The organism is Shimia abyssi (assembly GCF_003014475.1).
Lineage (GTDB): Bacteria > Pseudomonadota > Alphaproteobacteria > Rhodobacterales > Rhodobacteraceae > Shimia > Shimia abyssi.
The window spans coordinates 1-20,654 of sequence record NZ_PYGJ01000011.1 but is presented as its reverse complement, the minus strand read 5'-3'; the positions used below and the strand labels follow the sequence as shown (position 1 = coordinate 20,654).

At 58.1% G+C, this 20,654-nt stretch carries 20 protein-coding genes; 17 read left to right on the top strand and 3 right to left on the bottom strand.

The window, feature by feature from the left end:
- The first annotated feature begins 94 nt into the window (after positions 1-94).
- Positions 95-1,288, top strand: a complete 1,194-nt coding sequence (locus CLV88_RS15345) for a CaiB/BaiF CoA transferase family protein (protein ID WP_106609302.1) — start codon at positions 95-97, stop codon at positions 1,286-1,288.
- Here CLV88_RS15345 and CLV88_RS15340 read toward each other — a convergent pair whose 3' ends face one another.
- On the bottom strand, positions 1,289-1,972 hold the full coding sequence (locus tag CLV88_RS15340; RefSeq protein ID WP_106609301.1) for a Crp/Fnr family transcriptional regulator: 684 nt from the start codon (positions 1,970-1,972) through the stop codon (positions 1,289-1,291).
- 691 nt (positions 1,973-2,663) lie between these two features.
- Between CLV88_RS15340 and napF the strand changes: the two genes are divergently transcribed.
- From napF to CLV88_RS15260, 16 genes are all read left to right on the top strand, one after another.
- A complete protein-coding gene (gene napF, locus CLV88_RS15335) occupies positions 2,664-3,164 on the top strand; it encodes a ferredoxin-type protein NapF (protein WP_106609300.1) in 501 nt (166 codons plus the stop codon).
- Positions 3,158-3,421: a chaperone NapD gene (locus CLV88_RS15330; protein WP_106609299.1), complete on the top strand. Its 264-nt coding sequence runs from the start codon at positions 3,158-3,160 to the stop codon at positions 3,419-3,421. The genes napF and CLV88_RS15330 overlap by 7 nt, the downstream gene beginning before the upstream one ends.
- Before the next feature lie 12 nt (positions 3,422-3,433).
- Positions 3,434-5,923 (top strand): nitrate reductase catalytic subunit NapA, encoded by a 2,490-nt coding sequence (gene napA / locus CLV88_RS15325; RefSeq protein WP_106609298.1) that lies wholly within the window; start codon positions 3,434-3,436, stop codon positions 5,921-5,923.
- Between the two features lie 56 nt (positions 5,924-5,979).
- A complete protein-coding gene (gene napG / locus CLV88_RS15320; RefSeq protein ID WP_106609297.1) occupies positions 5,980-6,798 on the top strand; it encodes a ferredoxin-type protein NapG in 819 nt (272 codons plus the stop codon).
- Entirely contained in the window at positions 6,798-7,718 is a 921-nt protein-coding gene (napH, locus tag CLV88_RS15315) for a quinol dehydrogenase ferredoxin subunit NapH (protein WP_106609296.1), read from the top strand. Before napG ends, napH begins: the two co-directional genes overlap by 1 nt.
- A gap of 21 nt (positions 7,719-7,739) precedes the next feature.
- Complete coding sequence (locus tag CLV88_RS15310) at positions 7,740-8,174, top strand: nitrate reductase cytochrome c-type subunit (protein ID WP_106609295.1); 435 nt, start codon at positions 7,740-7,742, stop codon at positions 8,172-8,174.
- Between the two features lie 23 nt (positions 8,175-8,197).
- Positions 8,198-8,914: a NapC/NirT family cytochrome c gene (locus tag CLV88_RS15305; protein WP_106609294.1), complete on the top strand. Its 717-nt coding sequence runs from the start codon at positions 8,198-8,200 to the stop codon at positions 8,912-8,914.
- 4 nt (positions 8,915-8,918) lie between these two features.
- Entirely contained in the window at positions 8,919-9,176 is a 258-nt protein-coding gene (locus CLV88_RS15300) for a hypothetical protein (RefSeq protein WP_106609293.1), read from the top strand.
- A gap of 171 nt (positions 9,177-9,347) precedes the next feature.
- A complete protein-coding gene (locus tag CLV88_RS15295) occupies positions 9,348-10,385 on the top strand; it encodes a zinc-dependent alcohol dehydrogenase family protein (RefSeq protein WP_106609292.1) in 1,038 nt (345 codons plus the stop codon).
- Positions 10,386-10,682: 297 nt separating this feature from the next.
- On the top strand, positions 10,683-11,816 hold the full coding sequence (locus CLV88_RS15290; RefSeq protein ID WP_106609291.1) for a LacI family DNA-binding transcriptional regulator: 1,134 nt from the start codon (positions 10,683-10,685) through the stop codon (positions 11,814-11,816).
- A 25-nt stretch (positions 11,817-11,841) separates the two neighbouring features.
- A complete protein-coding gene (locus tag CLV88_RS15285) occupies positions 11,842-13,197 on the top strand; it encodes an ABC transporter substrate-binding protein (protein ID WP_106609290.1) in 1,356 nt (451 codons plus the stop codon).
- A 64-nt stretch (positions 13,198-13,261) separates the two neighbouring features.
- The gene (locus tag CLV88_RS15280) at positions 13,262-14,497 is read left to right on the top strand and encodes a carbohydrate ABC transporter permease (protein ID WP_106609289.1); all 1,236 of its coding nucleotides are present in this window, start codon (positions 13,262-13,264) and stop codon (positions 14,495-14,497) included.
- The gene (locus CLV88_RS15275) at positions 14,497-15,705 is read left to right on the top strand and encodes a carbohydrate ABC transporter permease (protein ID WP_106609288.1); all 1,209 of its coding nucleotides are present in this window, start codon (positions 14,497-14,499) and stop codon (positions 15,703-15,705) included. The genes CLV88_RS15280 and CLV88_RS15275 overlap by 1 nt, the downstream gene beginning before the upstream one ends.
- 5 nt (positions 15,706-15,710) lie before the next feature.
- A complete protein-coding gene (locus CLV88_RS15270; RefSeq protein ID WP_341477169.1) occupies positions 15,711-16,958 on the top strand; it encodes an MGH1-like glycoside hydrolase domain-containing protein in 1,248 nt (415 codons plus the stop codon).
- Positions 16,958-18,004: an ABC transporter ATP-binding protein gene (locus tag CLV88_RS15265; RefSeq protein WP_106609286.1), complete on the top strand. Its 1,047-nt coding sequence runs from the start codon at positions 16,958-16,960 to the stop codon at positions 18,002-18,004. Before CLV88_RS15270 ends, CLV88_RS15265 begins: the two co-directional genes overlap by 1 nt.
- Before the next feature lie 267 nt (positions 18,005-18,271).
- Complete coding sequence (locus tag CLV88_RS15260) at positions 18,272-19,519, top strand: MGH1-like glycoside hydrolase domain-containing protein (protein WP_106609285.1); 1,248 nt, start codon at positions 18,272-18,274, stop codon at positions 19,517-19,519.
- 32 nt (positions 19,520-19,551) lie between these two features.
- On the opposite strand, the gene CLV88_RS15255 is transcribed toward CLV88_RS15260, so the two are convergent.
- A complete protein-coding gene (locus tag CLV88_RS15255) occupies positions 19,552-20,430 on the bottom strand; it encodes a ribokinase (RefSeq protein ID WP_106609284.1) in 879 nt (292 codons plus the stop codon).
- Between the two features lie 104 nt (positions 20,431-20,534).
- Positions 20,535-20,654, bottom strand: a 120-nt coding sequence (locus CLV88_RS15250; protein WP_133169974.1) for a hypothetical protein, incomplete at its 5' end; no start/stop codon positions are given.

The window sequence follows — 20,654 nt, the reverse complement described above, 5'->3', positions numbered from 1 at the left end:
TGAGAATCGCCAGCGGCATTCCCTCTTGATCGCCCCGCATCCCTGCTCCACCATTCGTTGACGTCCGGGTCGTCAAACGGACAAGGAGGCGCTGATGTCCAAACCCCTTGCCAAAGTCAGAGTTCTCGACCTGACCAACGTCCTCGCTGGCCCGTTCTGCTGTCACCAACTGGCCCATCTCGGAGCCGAGGTGATCAAGGTGGAAACCGTCGGTCGTGGCGACCTCGCCCGCCAGCTCGGCGCAGACCCAGACCTGAACTCTCGAGGCATGGGCGTCTCCTTCCTGGCTCAAAACGCAGGAAAAAAATCCGTCACGCTAAACCTCAAGGACCCACGCGGCAGGGATCTGTTCCTACGCCTCGTCAAAACTGCCGATGTCGTTGTCGAAAACTTCCGCCCCGGCGTGATGGACCGGCTCAAGGTCGGCTATGAGACCCTTCAACACGCCAATCCGCGATTGATCTACTGCGCCATCTCTGGCTTTGGCCAAGACGGGCCGTGGGTACATCGCCCTGCCTATGATCAAATTATCCAAGGCATCTCTGGTGTGATGTCCATCACGGGCGACACCCAAAGCGCGCCTTTGCGCGTCGGCTACCCTATCGCCGATACAGTCGGCGGCATGACAGCCGCCTTTGCCATCGCCGCCGCTCTAAACGCTACACCGCGTGGCACGATGATCGACGTCTCGATGTTGGAATCCGTGCTGGCCACCATGGGTTGGGCCGTGTCCAACCACTTGATCGCGGGTGTCACTCCCACTGCCAACGGCAACGAAAACCTCACCTCCGCCCCCTCCGGCGCATTTCAAGCGCGTGATAGCCTGATCAACATTGCTGCCAACAAGGACGAGCAATGGCAGATCTTTGCCCGTCACCTTGGCCTCGAACACCTCTGCACCGTACCAGAATTCGCCACACGCGAGGCGCGCAAACAAAACCGCCTGACCCTCAAGGCACATCTGGAAACTGTTCTCACCACTCGTATCGCCGCCGAATGGGTCGAGGAACTGAACCACCTCGGCGTGCCCTGCGGCCCGGTCCTCAGCGTGCCAGACGCCCTGACGACCCCACAGGTAGCGGATCGCGGCTTTCTCGCGACATACTCAGACGTGCGCGGCGTTGAGCGCGACATCAGCGTGGTCACAACCGGTATCAAACTAGACGGAGCTGCACCTACGGTTTCTAGCCCGCCGCCCACTTTGGGCAAACACAACACGTCTATTTGGTCGGAGCTCGGCCTGACCTCGTCTGACCTTGAAACACTTAAAGGCGACGGCGTGATCTAATCAATCATCAGCCTCTGCATAGGACCGCAACGCATCAATATCCCCAATTCTCGCCCGGTCCCGCTCCACAATCACACCGGCTTGCCGCAACTTGGAGAACGACCGGGACAGGCTTTCAGGTGTCATACCCAGACGCCCGGCAATCAGCACCTTGTCATATGGCAAACGCACTGTGCATTGCCCCGTCTCACAATCACACAGGCTCAGCAGAAACTCCGCAATCCTTTGCGCGCCATTCCGTGATTTCAGCATTTCCAACTGCTGCACAAGCTGGTGCAAATGCCCAAATGTCGAGGACAGGATTGTCAATCCAACCTCACTATCCCCTCGGATCAAATCAACCAGCGTCGATGACGGAATACACATGATGTCGCTCGCCGTCACCGCCTCCGCCGAGACTGGATACGGTAACGCGCGCAGCGCCACCGCCTCCCCAAAGCTTTCGCCGCGGGTAAATACGCTGACAACAGCCTCCTTGCCGCCGGGGGTCATCCGATACAGCTTGACCCACCCCGCCACGACAATGTGGATCACCTGCGCGCTGTCCCCTTGCAAAAATATGGTTTCGCCCCGGTCAAACCGCTGCCAGACCGCTTTGGACAGGATCGTCTCAACGTGCCGCTCCGGAAGTGCCTGAATCAACAAAGCCCGCCGCGCGATTTCTTTGTGCGCCTCATGATTCATTGCTCTTTCCCCCTGACGTCAAAGCGCTACGGCCTGGCTTCATCACGCACTTTCGCAACGTGGCCCAACACACTTGACTAATGTCAAGTCGCGTCGCGGTCGTTTCTATTATGCATCAACGACTACTTGGAAAGTCCGCAATGCACAATTCGTGTACCAGTCAATTCAGATTACCGCGCCGCATGATGCGATGGGCGTCAGATCCGTGTGGCCAACGTGTTGTCACTCCTGCCTACCTTACTCGCTCAAAAGGCACCGGCACGAACCAACCTCGAATCAATGATGCAAATGCAAGAATCCGTCGCGCACCCACAACCGCAAGCACAGCGCTGAAACGTGCGGGTGGCTCGATAATACTCTCTACTTTCGGCCGATTGGATCATACTGAATCCGGTGCAAAAACCGCTCTAGGAAGTCTCGAAAACCCGCTTAGCCTGGGCAGCGTGACCTCACGGAAACTTCACGCCAAATCACGGGAATTTCATAAAGGTGACAAAGAGATACATGGTTTTGGCTCCTCGTCTGAACACGCTCGAAACAATGCGCGACCTACCGACAGTTCGTGCGCCGAAATGGGAAAACTGAACGTTTCCAAAGATATACTGGAGCGAATTGAAAATTCTGTGCTACGCTTCAAACGTTATTTCAAAGTTTTGTTTCAAACCAGCGTGCAATTGTCAGAGGAAATCCTATGACGCACCAGCCAGAAAGACGTTCGTTTCTAAGGGGCCAGTTCCGGCACAAAACTGTCATGCGCCCGCCCGGTGCTGTACCCGCTGACGCCTTCCCAGAGGCGTGCTCCGCTTGCGGTGATTGTCTCGCTGCGTGCCCCGAATCCATTCTGCTCAAAGACGAAGACGGCTTTCCCAAAGTGGACCTTTCCCTTGGCGCCTGCACCTTCTGCGGCGATTGCGCAAGTGCCTGCGAAACTGGCGCACTGCTGCCTACCACCGTATGGGACTGGCGCGCCAAACCCACCGCGGAATGCCTCTCGCTTCAGGGTGTCACCTGTCGCACCTGCGAAGATCACTGCGATGCGCAATCCATCCGCTTTCGTCTGGCCACCGGCGGGCGATCAGAGCCTCGGATGGACCCTGACACATGCACGGGCTGCGGTGCCTGCCTAACGGCGTGCCCCACCAACGCCATCACCTTTTTCCAACACCAGCCCAGCGAGGAAACGCCATGCTGAATATCTGCGGATGTCTGGTTCAGACCATGCCCGACATGACCCAGCAGGTCATCGACGCCATTAACTCGACTGAGGGCGGCGAGGTTCATGCGCACGAAGATGGACGCGTTGTCGTGACCGTTGAAGACACATCTGACAAACGCGCCTCTGAACAGATCATGGACATGCACCAGATCCCCGGCGTGCTGACTGTCACGCTCACTTATCACCATTTCGAACCGGTCGGCCCTGAAACGGCCGTCACGCATACGCTCTGAGGAGGCCCAGCCATGACTTTGCCAACTTCCCGACGCTCCTTTCTAAAGGCCACCGCCGCCGCGGCCACCGCTTCGGCTGCCGGTATCTCCATGCCTCAAGCCGCTACGGCACAGGTCGGCACACCCGACATCCGCTGGGACAAGGCCGCCTGCCGCTTCTGCGGCACTGGCTGCTCTGTTCTGGTTGGGGTCAAGGATGGCCGCGTTGTCGCCACCCAAGGCGACCCAAAGGCGCCGGTGAACCGGGGCCTGAACTGTATCAAGGGCTATTTCCTGTCCAAAATCATGTACGGTCAGGATCGCCTGACAACTCCCCTCTTGCGAAAGTCCAATGGTGCCTATGACAAGAATGGCGAATTCGAACCCGTAAGCTGGGACGAAGCCTTTGACGTCATGGCCGAGAAATGGAAAGCAACCCTCAAAGAAAAGGGCCCTACCGCCGTTTCCATATTTGGCTCCGGCCAATGGACCCTGTGGGAAGGTTACGCCGCAGCCAAATTCATGAAGGCCGGCCTGCGGTCCAACAACATCGACCCAAACGCGCGGCACTGTATGGCTTCCGCCGTGGTCGGCTTTATGCGCGCCTTTGGCATCGACGAACCAATGGGCTGTTATGATGATTTTGAACATGCCGATACGTTTGTACTCTGGGGCTCGAACATGGCCGAGATGCACCCCATCCTCTGGTCGCGCCTCACCGACACCCGCTTGACCAAACCCGGTGCCGAGGTGCACGTTCTCTCGACCTTCGAACACCGCTCGTTCGAACTGGCCGACAACGGCATGATCTTCACACCCCAAACCGATCTCGCGATCCTGAACTACATCGCAAACTACATCATCGAAAATGACGCGGTGAACTGGGACTTCGTGAACAAGAACGTCAACTTTACCAAAACCGCCACAGATATCGGATATGGCTTACGTGACGAACACGAATTGCAAAAGGCCGCAGCGAACCCCAACTCGGGCAAACTCGAAAAAATCAGCTTCGAACAATACAAAGAGTACGTCTCTGAATATACGCTCGAAAAGGTTTCGGAACTCTCCGGTGTTCCTGAAAACAAACTGCTGCACCTCGCTCAGCAATATGCCGATCCCGACCGCAAGGTCATGTCCTTGTGGACTATGGGGTTCAACCAGCACACCCGTGGGTCTTGGGTGAACGGACTGATGTACAACGTCCACCTACTCGTTGGCAAAATCTCGGAACCGGGCAACTCGCCCTTCTCGCTCACAGGTCAGCCCTCTGCCTGCGGCACCGCACGCGAGGTGGGCACCTTTGCTCACCGCCTGCCCGCCGACATGGTTGTTGCAAACGAAGAACACCGCAAAATCGCCGAGGAAAAATGGAAACTTCCAGACGGCACAATCCCACCTAAGCCCGGCTTTCATGCTGTTCTTCAGCACCGCAAACTCAAGGATGGCGAACTGAATTGTCACTGGGTTCAGTGCAACAACAACCTGCAAGCGTCCCCGAACATGAACGAAGAAGGCTATCCCGGCTATCGTAACCCGGACAACTTTATCACCGTGTCGGACCCTTATCCAACCGTAACCGCGCTGGCCGCCGACCTGATCCTACCCACCGCCATGTGGGTCGAGAAAGAGGGCGCCTATGGTAACGCAGAGCGCCGCACCCAGTTCTGGCGCCAACAGGTCGACGCCCCCGGAGAGGCCAAATCAGACCTCTGGCAGATCATGGAGTTCTCCAAGCGGTTCACCATCGAAGATGTCTGGCCCGAAGAACTCATCGCACAAATGCCCGAGTATCGAGGCAAAACCGTGTATGAGGTTCTGTACGAAAACGGCAAGGTCAACAAATTCCCACTGTCCGAAACAGCCGAAGGGTTCAATAACGAAGAATCCAAAGATTTCGGCTACTACGTTCAAAAAGGCCTGTTTGAAGAATACGCAGACTTTGGCCGTGGCAAAGCCCACGATCTGGCAGATTTTGATGACTACCACCAAGCCCGCGGAATGCGCTGGCCCGTGGTGGACGGCAAAGAAACGCTCTACCGTTTCCGCGAGGGTTATGACCCCTACGTCAAAGAAGGCGAGGGCGTCAAATTCTACGGCAACGCGGATGGCCGGGCCAACATCATCTTTGCTCCGTTTGAACCAGCGCCCGAAGAACCGGATGAGGATTACAACCTCTGGCTGGTCACAGGTCGCGTTCTGGAACATTGGCACTCTGGCTCAATGACCCGCCGCGTGCCCGAGCTGCACCGCTCTTACCCTTCAGCACAGGTGTTCATGCACCCCGAGGATGCGCGCGATCGTGGCCTGCGCCGTGGGCAGGAGATCACGCTGTCTACCCGCCGGGGCGAGGTAATCAGCCGCGTCGAAACCCGTGGCCGCAACAAGATGCCTCGTGGCGTCGTGTTCATGCCGTGGTTCGATGAACATCAGCTGACCAACAAGCTGACGCTGGATGCGACCTGTCCGCTCTCCAAAGAGACCGACTTCAAAAAATGCGCCTGTAAAGTCGAGCGCGCCTGAACCGGTAAGAGCGCGCCCAGCGCGCTCTCCACTTCTCGAAAACGAAAGTCAAAGCCATGTCCGCTCCGCAGACACAGCCAGAAAACCGCGCCCGCCGCCGCTTCCTTCAGGATGCAGCGCGCGGCACGGCGGGCTGTGCAGTGGCGGGCATGGGGCTTGTGTGGTTGGTTCAGGATGCGCGTGCCCTGCCGCAACGTGCCATCCGACCACCCGGCGCCTTGCCCGAAAACGATTTCCTCGCCGCCTGCATCCGTTGTGGCCTTTGTGTGCGCGACTGCCCCTACGATACGCTGGTTCTGGCGGAACTGGGCGTTGATGGTGCGGCGACCGGCACACCTTTTTTCACCGCCCGCGACGTGCCGTGCGAAATGTGTGATGATATCCCTTGTGTCGTCGCCTGCCCCACCGGCGCACTTGACCATGACCTCACCAACATCGACGATGCGCGTATGGGCGTCGCCGTCCTGATCGATCAGGAAAACTGCCTCAACGCGCTCGGTCTGCGCTGTGACGTCTGTTATCGCGTCTGCCCTGTCATCGACGAGGCGATCACCCTTGAACGCAGCCACAACGAACGCTCTGGCCACCACGCCATCTTCATGCCCACTGTGCACGCCGACGCCTGCACAGGATGTGGAAAATGCGAAAAATCCTGCGTTCTGCCTGACGAAAGCGCGATCAAGGTTCTGCCCTTCCGTACCGCCCGCGCCGAAGCCGCCGATCACTACAAACGTGGCTGGGAGGAAAACACTCCACTGGTAGATGAACTCATCGATCTGCCCGACCGACTGCCCGGCCCGGGCACAGATAACCTTGCCGCGCCCGGTGGATTTGAACCAGCATTCCAGCTGCCAACGCTTGGGGGGTCCAACTGATGAGTGACACAATACACCTCCCGGTGGGCCGCGAAGCTGTGTTGGAAAATGGTTGGTGGCACGCCCACCGCTTTCTGATCCTGCGACGTATCAGTCAGACGTTCTTTCTCTCGCTTTTCCTTTTGGGTCCATGGTTCGGCATCTGGTGGGTCAAAGGAAACCTGTCCGGTTCGCTGACCTTCGACATTCTGCCCCTGACCGACCCGTTTATCGCGGTGCAATCCGTTGTGGCGGGCCATTGGCCGGAACTCACGGCTCTTATCGGCGCACTCGTCATTGGTGTTGCCTATGCGCTCATTGGTGGGCGTGTCTATTGCTCTTGGGTGTGTCCCATCAACCCGGTGACCGACGCCGCCAGCTGGCTGCACCGCAAACTCGACCTACCCAAAGGCTGGCAACCCAAACGTGGTACGCGCCTCTTTATGCTCGCAATGGTACTGGTGGTCTCGGTACTGACCGGCACCATCGCATGGGAAGTCGTAAACCCGATCTCGATGCTGCACCGCGGCCTGATCTTTGGCATGGGATTTGCCTGGACCTTTGTGATTGGCGTCTTCCTGTTTGACTTGCTGCTGGCGCGTCGCGGTTGGTGTGGCCACCTGTGCCCTGTCGGTGCATTCTACGGCCTCTTGGGGCAAAAATCCCTGCTCCGCGTCACTGCCAATAACCGTGCAGACTGCGACGATTGCATGGACTGCTTCGCTGTCTGCCCCGAGATGCATGTCATCACCCCCGCCCTGCGTGGTCAGGACAGCGACACTCCGCTGATCCTGTCCGCAGATTGCACCAACTGCGGCCGCTGCATCGACGTCTGCGCGCCCAAAGTTTTTCAATTCACCCATCGTTTCGACGACACCCCCGCGCCGGGGCGTGTCCGAACGCGATCCAACCCTGCGCCAAAGGTCGGCAAAGCCGCCTGAGCAAGCAATGGAGATAGCAAGATGAAAACAATACGCCTCATCAGCGCCCTGACCATCGGGGCCCTTGTCGCCATAGGTGGCATTGCCGTGGCTCAGCAGGCCGGGACCGTCAAATCCCTGCGCGGTGTGCAGGTCGACGAGTACGTGCCACTCGAGTCTAACCACAAACAGGACGAAAAACGCTTTCCACGCGCCTACCGTCAACAGCCGCCACTGATCCCGCACTCCATCGAACAGCACCAGATCGACCGCAACGCCAATGAATGTCTGGCCTGCCACGACTGGTCCGTGGCCGGAGAACGCGGCGCGCCAACTCTGTCGATGACCCACTATCTGGATCGCGACGGCAATCAGCTTGATCAGGTCGCCGGCACTCGCTGGTTCTGCAACCAGTGCCACGTCCCTCAGGTCGACGCCCTGCCACTTGTCGACAATACATTCGAGCCGTCCAAGTGAGACGCATGGAAAGGAACTGACCCATGACCGACCACGACAAAAAGCGCGGCCCAATCGGACGCCTCTGGAACTGGTTCTGGACACCCACCGGTGTGCTCAGCGTTGGCTTCACCCTGATCGCGGGCTTCCTTGGTGGCATCCTGTTCTGGGGCGGCTTCCACTGGGCGATGGAAATGACCAACACCGAGGAATTCTGCACCGGGTGTCACACAATGGAAACCAACCTTGGTGAGTATCGCGAGACCATTCACTACAACAACCACTCCGGTGTTCGTGCAATCTGTTCAGACTGCCACGTGCCCAAGGAATGGAACCACAAGATCAAGGCCAAGGTGATGGCGGTCAAGGATGTCTATCACGAGGTGATGGGCACCATCAGCACAGAAGAGAAATACGAAGATCACCGCCTGCACATGGCCGCCCAGACATGGCGCAAGATGAAACAATCTGACAGCCGCGAATGCCGCAACTGTCACAACTTTGACTATATGGACTTTACGCTTCAGGAAACCCGCGCCTCAAACGAACACCAGCGCGCAATCGACAACGACATGACCTGCATCGATTGCCATCAGGGCATCGCCCACAAGTTGCCCGAGGGGTATCTCGAAGAATACAAACGCGTTGTCGAGGAACTCGCGCTCGAAGATGGCCCCAAGCCGCTCAAAGCAGCAGCGGCCGATCCAGAGGCGATCCGCGACTACCTGAACGATACAACAGATACCAAACCCGGAGGCTGAGACCATGCTTGATCTACTTGGAACAATTGGCGGCAACGTCCTCAGCTTACCCGGCATCCTTGGCCTTGCGCTGGGCATGATGACACGAAACGTCTTTCTTGGCGCGGCGCTGGGTGGAGCGGTCGGGATATTTGAAACTCTGGTGTTTGCAGGGTTCCAGATGGCCGATGTCGACATGATCGAAGCCTTCATCGCCGTCGTCGTCGGTCTGATGGCTGGCACGGTGGGAACGGCGATCCGCATCAAGGGCACAACGGTCTGACGCCCTAACATTTTCCACGAACAAAAGGGCGGGTTTTAACTCGCCCTTTTTCGTGACTGTCCGAATCTTTCGCCGCGCACGTCCCCGGCCCGTGTGCCACACCCAAACTCTTTCGCATCTCCCAGACCGTGCTATGTCTCAGCTGGCTAAGTTCAACAAAGGTCTCCACTCGTGAAAGCTGTTCTCTACGAAAACTTTAACCAGTCCCCCAAAGTCACCACCGTTGATGACCCAACACCGGCGCCGCATGGTGTAGTTCTCAAGGTTCAGGCAACCGGCGTTTGCCGCAGCGACTGGCACGGCTGGGTCGGGCATGACCCCGACATCGAACTCCCCCATATCCCCGGCCACGAACTGGCTGGCATCGTTCAGGCTGTCGGCAAAGACGTTACCAACTGGAAGGTCGGCGACCGCGTCACCGTTCCCTTTATCTGCGGCTGCGGAGCTTGCTCTGAATGTCACGCTGGACATCAACAGGTCTGCCCGCAACAGGAACAGCCCGGCTTCACCCATTGGGGCAGCTTTGCCGAATTTGTCGCCATTCATCAGGCCGACCTGAATGTCGTCGCCCTCCCGGAAACCATGGATTTTGCAACCGCCGCCAGCCTTGGCTGCCGCTTTGCAACTTCGTTCCGCGCGGTGATCGATCAGGGCAAGATCTCAGCCGGTCAATGGGTCGCCGTCCACGGCTGCGGCGGTGTCGGGCTTTCTGCGGTGATGATCGCAAATGCTGTCGGCGCCAACGTGATCGCCGTAGACATCACACCAGAAAAGCTCGCTCTGGCCGCTGATCTTGGCGCAATTGCGACCGTTAACGGTGTGCAAAACGACGTCCCCGAAGCGATCAGGGAAATCACCAAGGGCGGCGCAAATGTGTCTTTGGACGCGCTTGGGCACTCTGTCACTATGACCAACTCGATCCTGTGCCTTCGCCCACGTGGCAAGCATGTTCAGGTTGGTTTGATGCTTGGCGAACACGCGACCCCTGCGGTCCCAATGCCCAAGATCGTAGGGCAGGAAATCGAACTGCTAGGCTCGCACGGAATGCAGGCTCATCGCTACGGCGCCATGCTGGATATGGTCAAAAACGGCAAGCTCAACCCAAGCCTTCTTGTTGGCGATCAAATCAGCCTGTCTGACGCGCCCGCCGCCTTGATGAACATGGACAAGTTCCAATCGGTCGGAGCAACGGTCATTACCCGTTTCTAAGCACGCCCCAGTCTGATCCTGGCACCGGTCCATGACTTACATGGCCTCCATGTCCGGATCCGAAGAATCCTTTGGTGTGCGGCAACATGACCGCTGTACAATGTCCAAATTTCACCTGCTTTTGACCGCTCCATTTGGCGGCATGGGTCGATTTGTTTTCAGCCTAAAATTATGGCTCCATTCGCGGTAGAATTGGGGCATTCTCCTTTAATATGCTGAAATATAACGGTTATATCCACCAGCAAAAAACTAACTTTACTATTGCCGAAACCGGTTTCGGAGTGGAGGCTTTAGGGCATGACAACGAATCCCGCTGTGCAAAACACTGATCCTTTGGCCAAACGCCCACCCGTCACAGGGCGCGTGAAGCTTGATGAATTGGCGGCGCATCTCAAGTTGTCCAAGAGTACCGTGTCCCGCGCGCTGAATGGCTACAAAGATATTTCTCCCGCCACTCGCAAGCGCGTCGAAAACGCCGCCCGGCAATTTGGGTATCGCCCGCTCAGCCACGCCCAGGCGATCCGCACCGGCCGTGTGCGCGCCATAGCCATGGTGCTGAACAGCGATGAACCCGATGGGCATAATCCCTTTTTGCGCGATTTCATTGCCGGTGCCTGCGAAGCGGCAGGCGAGAGTGACTGGACCGTCACAATTTCAACCGCCAAATCCGAACCGGATATGCTCGACATCCTTGGTCGTCTGTTCGAAGAGCGCAAGGCCGACGGCTTTATCCTGCCGCGTACGGCGGTCAAGGACCCACGTGTGGCCCACCTTCGTGCGCTCAACGTGCCGCATATTCTCTATGGGCGCACCGGGTACGGCCAGCGCACACCGCCCGCCGATACATCCTGGTTCGACATTTCCGGCGAGACAGCGATCCACAAGGCAGTCAAACGCCTCGCTGGATTTGGCCACACCCGGATCGGGTTTGTCGGCAGCGACCTCAAGTTCAACTACACCCACCTGCGCCGCGAAGGTTATGCCAACGGGCTCTCCGCTGCGGGTCTGTCATATGACCCTGATCTGGTGCGCGATGGTGCCCGCACCCGCGAAGAAGGCGCCGTCGAGGCGCGCGCCTTGTTGAAATTGGACAACCCACCAACCGCTATCATCTTTGCGACGGATCTGGCCGCGCTTGGGTTCTACCCGGTCGCAGCAGAGCTGGGTCTGGAAATAGGGCGCGACGTCTCGGTTGTTGGCTATGACGGCATTCCCGAATGCCAATACGCCCACCCGCCCCTCACGTCCTTCAACGTGGATTCGCGCATGGCCGGTTCCCGGCTCGCAACCTTGTTGATCCGCCAAATTCGGGGGGAACACCCCGAAACGCTTCGCGAATTGAGCGAGGCGGTCCTGATCGAACGGGCCTCGGATGGCCCGCCGACTCTGACGTCAGAACAGCTGGCACAGAAAATTCTTGAAAACCACTGACCAAAATCTTGGGAGGAAACCAAAGATGAAACTCACACCCAAAGCCGCAAAGCTGATGCTTAGCTCATCGCTTGCGCTTGCGCTGACGGCGATGTCCGTTCAGGCGGACACGATCCGCTTCTGGACCACAGAAGAACAGCCCGAGCGTCTTGCCAAGCAGCAGGAAATGGCGGACCAGTTCAAAGCTGAAACCGGCACCACCGTTGAAGTTATCCCTGTCAGCGAAAACGATCTTGGCACACGTGCCACAGCTGCATACGCCGCTGGCGATCTGCCTGACGTTATCTATCACACGCTGCAATACGCCCTGCCTTGGGCCGAAGCAGGTATCCTTGATACCGAAGCAGCCACCGAAGTGATCGAAGATCTCGGCACCGACACATTTGCCCCCGGCGCGCTTGCCATGGCAGCGTTCAACGACGAAACCGCATCGGTTCCCGTTGATGGCTGGACCCAAATGGTTGTCTACCGCAAAGACGCGTTTGACGCGGCTGGCCTCGAGGCCCCCAACTCCTACGCAAACGTTCTGGCCGCGCTGGAAAAACTGCACAACCCGCCAGAAATGTACGGCTTTGTTGCCGCCACCAAAGTTGACGAAAACTTCATGAGCCAGGTTCTGGAACATGTCTTCCTCGCCAATGGTGTCAGCCCGGTTGGCCCCGATGGGTTCCAGCCACTGGACGTTGCTGCAACAACCGAAGTTCTGGATTTCTACAAAGCCATCGCAAAGGCATCGCCTCCCGGTGAGCTCTACTGGAAACAATCGCGCGAACTCTACTTTGCTGGCAAAGCTGCGATGATCATCTGGTCGCCCTTCATCCTTGATGAACTGGCTGGTCTGCGTGACAGCGCTCCGCCCACCATCAACGACGATCCAACCTCGCGTGATCTGGCCGCCAAAACCGGCATCGTCACCACCTTCTCTGGCCCATCTAACCCTGATGGCGCTGCATGGGGTGACGTGCGTTACTTCGGCATCACCAACGACGCCGACACAGACGCGGCAATGGACTTCGTGAAATACGCCATGGATCAGGGCTACACACAAACCCTGTCGATCGCACCCGAAGGCAAATTCCCGGTACGTCGCGGTAATGCCGACAACGCAAGCGCGTTCTCCGATGCATGGGCTGAACTGCCCGTCGGTGTGGATCGCAAAGCACCGCTTGGTGAACTCTATGACCAGGCAATGATCGACGAGATCGTTGGCGGTCTGGACGTTGCCCAGCGTTGGGGCGTCTCCGAAGGACAGCTGTCGCTGGCCTCTAAGATGATCAACAGCCAGGCGATCAACCGCGTTGTCCGTGAATACATCGACGGCGAAGTTGACGCAGCTGCAGCAGTTGCAGCAATGAACGAAGAACTCGCCAAGGTTCAGTAAACCTACCTTTTGGCTTTCCGCAGCGGCGTCCGCGCCGCTGCACTTACCCCTTCGAGGTTCCCCCATGTCTTCGGCTACTCCACCGACCGGCACGGGAGCGCTTGCGAAACGCGAGGCGCGTTTGGCATGGGCGCTTCTGGCCCCTACGCTCGTCAGTGTATCACTTGTTGTGGTCCTGCCCTTGTTAGCGATCTTCTGGATCAGCTTTAAACCCTTTTCCCTGTCCGACCTGCGCCCCCCGGCTCCGGTCGTCCGCGAGAGCTTGCGTGGCTCAGGCGACGACCTGCGCATCGAATACCGCCTGCGGAATTCAAGTCAGGACATCGATGTCACCGGCGTCACCCTCAGCGATACGCTGCCCGATGGCGTGACCGCGACCGCGGGCGTCACTGCTCCGTGCCAGCTCAATGGCCGGGACTTGTTCTGCGATTTTGGCACCCTGACCGGCGGCCAACGCGAACGCATCCGCGTTCCCGTCACGCTTGATGGCGACCCGGACGCGCTCGAACAACAGATCGAAGCCTCCGAGCCCAAGCTCACCGGCAGCGGTCCCAATATTCTGACAAACCTTGATTTCAGCCTGGAAAACTACGCCCGCGTCTTTGACGGGTCCGAGTTCTGGGGCGTCTTCTGGGTGACACTGTTTTACACTGTCTTTGGCACCATTGGTGCCTTGCTCATGGGCCTTTTCGCGGCACTTTTGCTGAACAAAAGCTTCAAGGGCCAAGGGTTCATTCGCGGCCTCTACCTGTTCCCCTATGTTGCCCCGGTCATTGCCGTTGCCTTCACTTGGGTAGCCCTGTTTGACCCGTTTTCCGGATCAGCAAACGCACTACTGGTGCAGATGGGCCTGCGAACAGACCCGATCAACTTCTTCGGCGAACGCCCATTGGCGCTGATCATGGTCACAGTGTTTGAAATCTGGCGTTACTTCCCGCTGTCCTTCCTCTTCATTCTGGCGCGTATGCAATCCATCGACTCCAGCATGTACGAGGCCGCGGACATGGACGGCGCGTCTCCGTTCCAGAAATTCTGGCTGCTCAGCATCCCACAGCTTCTAGGCATCCTGTCGGTACTGTTCCTGCTGCGCTTCATCTGGACGTTCAACAAGTTCGACGACATCTTCCTGCTGACCGGCGGTAACGCGGGCACACGAACGCTCACCGTGAACGTCTACGAACAGGCATTTGCGATCTCCAACATCGGCGCAGGTGCGGCGGTGGCGGTGGTGATCCTGATGTGCCTGCTTGTCTTCAGCTTCGTCTTCTTCCGCTTCATCAGCCGCGAGGAGGGTCTCTGATGCGTAATGGTTTTATCACCGGCCCGGTTCTCGGCGCCCTTTGGCTTGTGGTGATCTCCACCACAATTGCAATCACCATGTCCTTTGCGACGGGCGCAGCGTTTCGTCCGCAGGTTCTCATGAGCCTGCTCTGGGGCGCTGCGGCAGGGTTGGCTTATGTTCGCTTCCCGGCGCGTCACGCGCCGGCGCGACTGGCCGTCTCAGCGCTGCTCGGGCTTTCTTGCCTGACATCGCTTGGCCCTGTGGTCATCGGCCCGGAAACGTCCCTACAGGCCACGCTTGTCACCATCCTCTCGATGGCGGCGGTCATGCACGTGTCCCTAGCCCAGATCCTCAAGGAATTGCCTTTTGGAGAACTGACACGACACGAGTTCGAAGATGCCGTGATCCGGTTTTGCACCGGGTTCGGCTATATCTTCTTCACCGCGATTGTGGTCATCCCCTTCTATGTGATGGTTATGACCAGCCTGAAATCCCAGCAGGCGCTGCTGCAAAATCCTCTGGATTTTTCAATCGACCTCACACAGGGCACCGCGCTGTTCCGCAGCTACATCGAGCTGTTCCGCGACTTTAACTTCGGCAGCTACTTGTGGACATCGTTCTTCGTGTCCGTGCTGACCGTGTTCATCACACTGGCCTTCAGCGTTCCCGGCGCCTACGCCGTAGCGCGGTTCCGGTTTCAGGGCCAAAAGGCGTTCTCGCGCTCGATCCTGCTGATCTACATGGTGCCCATGATCGTTCTGGCGTTGCCGATTTACATCGCGTTCTCGCTGACCGGATTGCGCAACTCGATCCTTGGGATTGTGATGATCTATCCGGTCACGACGATCCCAGTCGCTCTCTACATGCTTCAAGGCTACTTCCGTGGCTTGCCAACCGAAGTGGAAGAGGCTGGGCTCATGGATGGTCTGTCGCGTCTGGCTGTGATCTGGAAAATCACCCTGCCGCTCAGCCTTCCGGCGCTGGCCTCTGTGTCGCTCTATGTCTTCATGATCGCCTGGAATGAATTCCTCTTGGCCTTCATGCTGCTTGATGATCCATCAAAGTTCACGCTGACCCGCGGGGTCACAATGCTGAACTCCTCTGAAATCCCCCGTCAGCACCTGATGGCCGGTGCTGTGATCGCCACCGTTCCAATCATGGCGCTGTTCCTCGGGCTTGAACGCTTCATGACCAAAGGTCTGACAGCGGGCTCCGTCAAAGGATGACTTCTATGAACCAACAAACCAACCCCGACCGCGAGGCGCGCAATATCCTTATTGCCAACGACCGTGGCGGTTACACCATCCCAACCGAGGGGCTCTACCCCTATCAATGGAACTGGGACAGCGCAATTGCCGCGCTCGGCTTTGCCGAGTTCGACAACGACCGCGCCTGGACCGAACTAGAGACGTTGTTCTCCGGCCAGTGGTCCGACGGCATGGTGCCCCATATTCTGTTCCACAAATCCGATCCCGGCTATTTTCCGGGGCCGGACGTTTGGGGCTGCAACGGTCCGATCCCATCCTCTGGGATCATCCAACCCCCCATCGCCGCCACCATGGCGCGGCGCATTTGGGAAAAGGACCGCACCGTAGGCGAAGCGCGCGTGCGCGCACTGTTCCCGGCCATGCTTGCATGGCATCGCTGGGTGATGAAATGGCGTCTGGATGATCGCGGCGCCGTCTGCACCACCCACCCCTGGGAAACGGGTCGCGACAACGCACCCGACTGGGACAACACAATGGCACGCATCGACGCGTCCGATGTGGGCGAATACCAGCGCCGCGACACCAGCCACGTCAACAGCGAGGATCGCCCAACCAAATTCGACTATGACCGCTACATCAAACTGGTGCAGATCGGTCGCCAATCGAACTGGGATCAGCAAACCCTGCTGAGCGCAAACCCATTCCGTGTTGCGGACCCGACAATGTCGTTCACCAGCCTGCGCGCCGCGCGCGACCTGCTGGCGCTCAGCGCGGCACTCGGAATCGAAGCGGACGGGTTGGAAGACGACATCGCCCGCCTCGAAGCCGGCGCGCTTTCCCTCTGGAACGATGACCTCGGTTCGTTTGACTCGCGCGATGCGCATTCCGGCGAATGGTCCGAGAGCGTCTCAAACGCCTCTTACATGTGCTGGTTTGCCGGAATCGACTCTGAAAAGATGCTCGACCGCTTGCGCCACACGTTGGACACCGTCCCGTATCCGATCCCAAGCTACGATCCCGACATGCCCAAATTCGACGCGCGCCGTTATTGGCGCGGGCCGACATGGGCGATCATCAACATGATGGTTGGCATCGGACTTAACGACATGGGCCACACCAAAGAGGCCGAACAGCTGCGCGCCAAGACCGGAGATCTGATCTCGGCCTACGGCTTTGCTGAATATTTTGACCCAACAACCGGCAGCCCGGCTGGCGGTAATGCATTTACCTGGACAGCCGCTGTTTGGCTGCACTGGGCAGGGAGGAACTGATGGGTAGCATCGAACTTAAATCCGTCGAAAAATGGTTTGGCACAGCCCAGGTCATCAAAGGCATCGACCTCAAAATAGAAGAAGGCGAGTTTGTTGTGTTCGTCGGCCCCTCCGGCTGTGGCAAATCAACATTGCTCCGCATGATTGGCGGCCTCGAAGACATCTCTCGCGGTTCTCTTGAGATCAACGCCAACGACGTCACTGATCACCCGCCATCCAAACGCGGTCTGACCATGGTGTTCCAGTCCTACGCGCTCTATCCGCACCTGACCGTCGCAGAGAACATGGGTTTCTCACTCAAGGTCGCGGGCGTACCAAAGGCAGAGATCGACAAACAGGTGAACGCAGCCGCCGAGATCCTCAAACTTGGCCCCTTCCTCGAACGCCGCCCCAAGGATCTCTCAGGTGGCCAGCGCCAACGCGTCGCCATTGGCCGCTCCATCGTGCGTGACCCCACCGCGTTCCTGTTTGACGAACCATTGTCAAACCTCGACGCGGCCCTACGAGTCGAAATGCGCTACGAAATCGCCAAGCTGCACCAGAATCTCAAGCGTACAATGATCTACGTGACCCACGATCAGGTCGAAGCCATGACACTGGCTGACCGGATTGTTGTTCTCGAATATGGTCACATCGCTCAGGTCGGCACTCCGCGCGAACTCTATGAACGCCCCGCCAACCTGTTTGTGGCGCAATTTATCGGCAGCCCGAAAATGAACATCCTGCCTTGCACGACCAAGGGGGATACCTATCAGCTCGATAACGGCGGCAGCGGCAGCTACGACCGAACCGGCGACGCGACCAAGCTGGGCATCCGCCCCGAACATATCGGTGTCGTTGCGGCTGGTACGGGTCAATGCGACGGTACTGTCGAAGTGATCGAATACCTTGGCGCAGATACGTTCCTGATTGTTGATTGCGGCGTCGAAGAGCGGGTGACTGTCCGCCTGAATGGCGACACCGACCTCACGCCGGGCACCACGATTGGCCTGCACTATCCGGGCGAAATGTTGCACTTCTTTGACAAAGACGGACAGGCCCTGTGATCTGCCAAACCGCAGTTGTCTGAGCGGGCCTGTGGCATGCATACAGTCACGCGCCCAATCACTCTGCGGTTTCAAATGAATAAAACTCCCCGGCCAGAAACCTCTGACCGGGGAGTTTTTCTTTCTATCATCTTGCAGCAAAAAAACCACCGAAATGCCCTTGCCGAAATCGGTTTCGGATCCTCCTATTCAGAGAACAAGATTCGATCCGGCCCGGTCCAGAACCACCACAAAACAGGCCGCATTCGGCACACAGGATAAGCAGCAATGACAACAACAGACGTGGTCACACAACGCGCCATCGACGTATTGAAAGCCAACGATCGCGGCGGGTATACCATCCCCACCGACGGGCTTTATCCCTATCAATGGAACTGGGACAGTGCGATCAGCGCCCTCGGTATCGCCGAGTTCGATCTTGAACGCGCGTGGCAGGAAATCGAAACCCTCATGTCCGGCCAGTGGGCCAGTGGCATGGTCCCGCAAATCCTGTTCCACAACCCGGCAACCGGTTACTTCCCCGGCCCAGAAACATGGAGATGCGACGGCCCCGTACCCTCTTCAGGTATCAGTCAACCGCCCGTAGCAGTCACCGCCGCTCGCCTGATCTGGGAAAAAAACCCAGCTCAGGGACGCGACCGGCTGAACGCGCTCGTCCCTAAACTGCGCGCTTGGATCGACTGGTACATGGCTTGGCGCCTCGACGACCAAGGCGCGATCTTTACGGTCCACCCATGGGAATCCGGCCGCGACAATGCCCCCGATTGGGACAAGGCCATGGCCCGCATCGATACATCCGGTGTCGAAAGCTACACGCGCCAAGACACTAAACACGTAAACAGCGCTCATCGCCCCACGCAAAAGGACTACGACCTCTATGTCTGGCTCCTGCAAATTGGTCGCAGCGCGCAATGGGACGACGCCGAGATTGCCCGGATCAATCCTTTCCGCGTCTCTGATCCGTTGATGACCTTCATCACCCTGCGCGCCGTGCGTGACTTCTTGCATATCAGCAACGAACTCGGCCACGACACCACGTCGCTTAACCAGTACATCGAAACGCTCGAACAGGGCGTTCAAACGCTCTGGAACCCCGACATTTCCGCCTTTGACTCCCGTGATACATCGTCCGGCGAATTCTCTGGTTCGATCAGCTGCGGCTCCTACCTGTGCTGGTACGCCGGCGTTGATCACCCCGGAATGCGCGCGCAACTTCAGAACGCGCTCGCAGTCTCCAAATACCCGATTGCCAGCTATAACCTGAACGGCGAGGCATTCGATCCGCACCGCTACTGGCGCGGCCCGACATGGCCTTGCATGAACCTACTGATCGGCCTTGGTCTGGCAGAACGCAACGTGCCCGAAGAACCCGAACTGCGCGCACGCATTCGAGAGCTTTTGGCAACCCAAGGCTTTTCGGAATACTTCAACCCGATCGATGGCGATCCGGCGGGCGGCAAGTCATTTTCATGGACAGCGGCCACTTGGCTCTACTGGGCCCGCCACGACACCTGATGCGCTCCAGCGCCTGGTCAACGCGCCGGGCGCTACTCCGAAACAGAACGCAAAAACACTCGCACCTCTTCGGCCTTCGGAATCGCCTTTGCCGCGCCCTTGCGTGTGACCTTCACCGCCGCCGCCGCGCTTGCAAACCGCATCGCCTCTTTGATGCCTGCACCCGCCGCATGCTGCGCTAGAAATGTCCCGAAAAACGTATCACCAGCTGCCGTTGTGTCCACTGCATCCACTGCAAACGCCGCCACCCGCGTCTCGCTCTCGCCGTCAATAAACACTGATCCCTCGGCCCCATAGGTCAACAGAAACGCCGGTCCCTGCACCTCTCGCACAGCCTGCCCCAAAGCCGCTTCATATTGCGCCGTTTCGGTCCGGTTCATCGACACCAGATCAACCTGCCCGATCAGATCCACCAACGCCCCGGTCTCAAAAGGTGCCGCCACCAGCGCCACCTTCATGCCCTTCTCCCGCGCGATCTTCAGGCCCAGTTCATTCGCGTTGGTCTCGTTCTGCAACAACAACCAATCGCCCGGTCCGGCTCCATCCAAACCTGCCCGCACATTTGTTTCATCAATCGCCTGATTGGCACCGCCAAAAATCACAATACTATTCTCGGATGCCGCATCCACATAAACAACCGCGTGCCCTGTTTGCGCCTCGACACCAACAACACGCGTATCATCCACGCCCAACTCCGCCAGCATCCGGCGCACCACTGCATCATCGCGCCCAACCGCCCCCACATGTCGCACATCTGCCCCCGCACGCTGCGCGGCAACACTCGTGTTCAACCCCTTGCCGCCCAAATTCACCATGTACTCAATGGCCGAAATCGTCTCGCCGGGTGCGGGCAAATGCTCCACCTGATAGAAATAATCGATGTTGATCGAACCAAGATTATAGATCGCCATTCCGCACCTCCCAAAAACGAAACGAGGCCCGCGCTTGCCACGGGCCTCGTCACTTGTGTCTCAGAATGTGCAAACTCGCGCCATCGCGCAAGGCAGCAAGCTGCTTACTGCGCCTTCAAAATGCTTTTCCCCGCATATTCCGCGGTTTCGCCCAGTGTTTCTTCGATGCGGATCAGTTGGTTATACTTGGCCAACCGGTCCGAGCGCGACAGTGAGCCGGTTTT

Bases quoted from the DNA above. Each gene is read 5' to 3' on its own strand.
- napG (WP_106609297.1), top strand. From the start codon at position 5,980: ATGTCCGCTCCGCAGACACAGCCAGAAAACCGCGCCCGCCGCCGCTTC.
- CLV88_RS15260 (WP_106609285.1), top strand. From the start codon at position 18,272: ATGACAACAACAGACGTGGTCACACAACGCGCCATCGACGTATTGAAA.
- CLV88_RS15345 (WP_106609302.1), top strand. From the start codon at position 95: ATGTCCAAACCCCTTGCCAAAGTCAGAGTTCTCGACCTGACCAACGTC.
- CLV88_RS15275 (WP_106609288.1), top strand. From the start codon at position 14,497: ATGCGTAATGGTTTTATCACCGGCCCGGTTCTCGGCGCCCTTTGGCTT.
- napF (WP_106609300.1), top strand. From the start codon at position 2,664: ATGACGCACCAGCCAGAAAGACGTTCGTTTCTAAGGGGCCAGTTCCGG.
- CLV88_RS15305 (WP_106609294.1), top strand. From the start codon at position 8,198: ATGACCGACCACGACAAAAAGCGCGGCCCAATCGGACGCCTCTGGAAC.
- CLV88_RS15290 (WP_106609291.1), top strand. From the start codon at position 10,683: ATGACAACGAATCCCGCTGTGCAAAACACTGATCCTTTGGCCAAACGC.
- CLV88_RS15330 (WP_106609299.1), top strand. From the start codon at position 3,158: ATGCTGAATATCTGCGGATGTCTGGTTCAGACCATGCCCGACATGACC.
- CLV88_RS15255 (WP_106609284.1), bottom strand. From the start codon at position 20,430: ATGGCGATCTATAATCTTGGTTCGATCAACATCGATTATTTCTATCAG.
- CLV88_RS15265 (WP_106609286.1), top strand. From the start codon at position 16,958: ATGGGTAGCATCGAACTTAAATCCGTCGAAAAATGGTTTGGCACAGCC.
- CLV88_RS15285 (WP_106609290.1), top strand. From the start codon at position 11,842: ATGAAACTCACACCCAAAGCCGCAAAGCTGATGCTTAGCTCATCGCTT.
- CLV88_RS15280 (WP_106609289.1), top strand. From the start codon at position 13,262: ATGTCTTCGGCTACTCCACCGACCGGCACGGGAGCGCTTGCGAAACGC.
- CLV88_RS15300 (WP_106609293.1), top strand. From the start codon at position 8,919: ATGCTTGATCTACTTGGAACAATTGGCGGCAACGTCCTCAGCTTACCC.
- napA (WP_106609298.1), top strand. From the start codon at position 3,434: ATGACTTTGCCAACTTCCCGACGCTCCTTTCTAAAGGCCACCGCCGCC.
- CLV88_RS15340 (WP_106609301.1), bottom strand. From the start codon at position 1,972: ATGAATCATGAGGCGCACAAAGAAATCGCGCGGCGGGCTTTGTTGATT.
- napH (WP_106609296.1), top strand. From the start codon at position 6,798: ATGAGTGACACAATACACCTCCCGGTGGGCCGCGAAGCTGTGTTGGAA.
- CLV88_RS15310 (WP_106609295.1), top strand. From the start codon at position 7,740: ATGAAAACAATACGCCTCATCAGCGCCCTGACCATCGGGGCCCTTGTC.
- CLV88_RS15270 (WP_341477169.1), top strand. From the start codon at position 15,711: ATGAACCAACAAACCAACCCCGACCGCGAGGCGCGCAATATCCTTATT.